General features: G+C 53.0%; 2 protein-coding genes. One reads left to right on the top strand and one right to left on the bottom strand.

All coding sequences use genetic code 11. The features are described 5' to 3' along the window. A partial coding sequence (locus J5224_RS31680) for an ATP-binding domain-containing protein (RefSeq protein WP_264628942.1) occupies window positions 1-302 on the top strand: 302 nt, incomplete at its 5' end. Window positions 303-344: 42 nt separating this feature from the next. On the opposite strand, the gene J5224_RS31675 is transcribed toward J5224_RS31680, so the two are convergent. Next, complete coding sequence (locus tag J5224_RS31675) at window positions 345-803, bottom strand: methylglyoxal synthase (RefSeq protein ID WP_264627459.1); 459 nt, start codon at window positions 801-803, stop codon at window positions 345-347. Between the last annotated feature and the right edge of the window lie 14 nt (window positions 804-817).

Genomic DNA, 817 nt, shown 5'->3' with positions numbered 1-817 from the left:
CAAACCTGGCTATTGATTTTATGACTATCCATGCCAGCAAGGGGCAACAGGCTGACTATGTGGTGATTGTGGGATTGAATGATGGCAAAGAGGGTTTCCCAGCCTTGTCTCGCGAAAGTTTGCTGGAGCAGGTCTTGCTGCCCCAGCCGGAACCTTTTGCTGATGCGGAAGAACGTCGTTTGCTGTATGTAGCGCTAACCCGAGCGAAACACCGGGTCTGGTTACTCTACGATCGAGACGCACCGTCAGTCTTTGTTGAGCAATTACAGCGTGTCGGTGTGCCGCTACAGAGAAAACCTTAACAACAGCGCTACCAACAACCGGGTAGCGCTGAACGCGCCGCGTTACTTCAGACGCTCATTCAGATAGCGTTGGTAATCTGGAATGGCGATCTCAACGGGCTGTTTAAAAAGGGCGGAGTTAACCAAAAAGTCGGCGGTGGAACGGTTGGTTGCGACCGGAATATTCCAAACGGTTGCCAAGCGCAGCAGGGCCTTGACGTCAGGATCGTGTGGAACCGCATTCAGTGGGTCCCAAAAGAAGATCATCAGATCGATTTTTCCTTCCGAAATCAAGGCACCGACCTGCTGGTCTCCCCCCATCGGGCCGCTTAGCATGCTCTTGACCGGGAGCGCGGTGGTGCGTTGGATCAGATTTCCCGTAGTGCCTGTCGCGTAAAGGTGGTGTTCGGACAGCGTGTTCTTGTGTGTACTCACCCAATCCAGCAGAGCCTGCTTACAGTGGTCGTGTGCCACTAAAGCAATGTGCTTATGTTCAGGGATAGTACGGGTGGTGAGTTCCATGTTTACGTCCTTTC

It is taken from the genome of Candidatus Symbiopectobacterium sp. NZEC135, assembly GCF_025962695.1.
This window is presented reverse-complemented; position numbering and strand designations above follow the sequence as displayed.

Coding starts and splice junctions, on each gene's coding strand:
- J5224_RS31675 (WP_264627459.1), bottom strand. CDS start 803: ATGGAACTCACCACCCGTACTATCCCTGAACATAAGCACATTGCTTTA.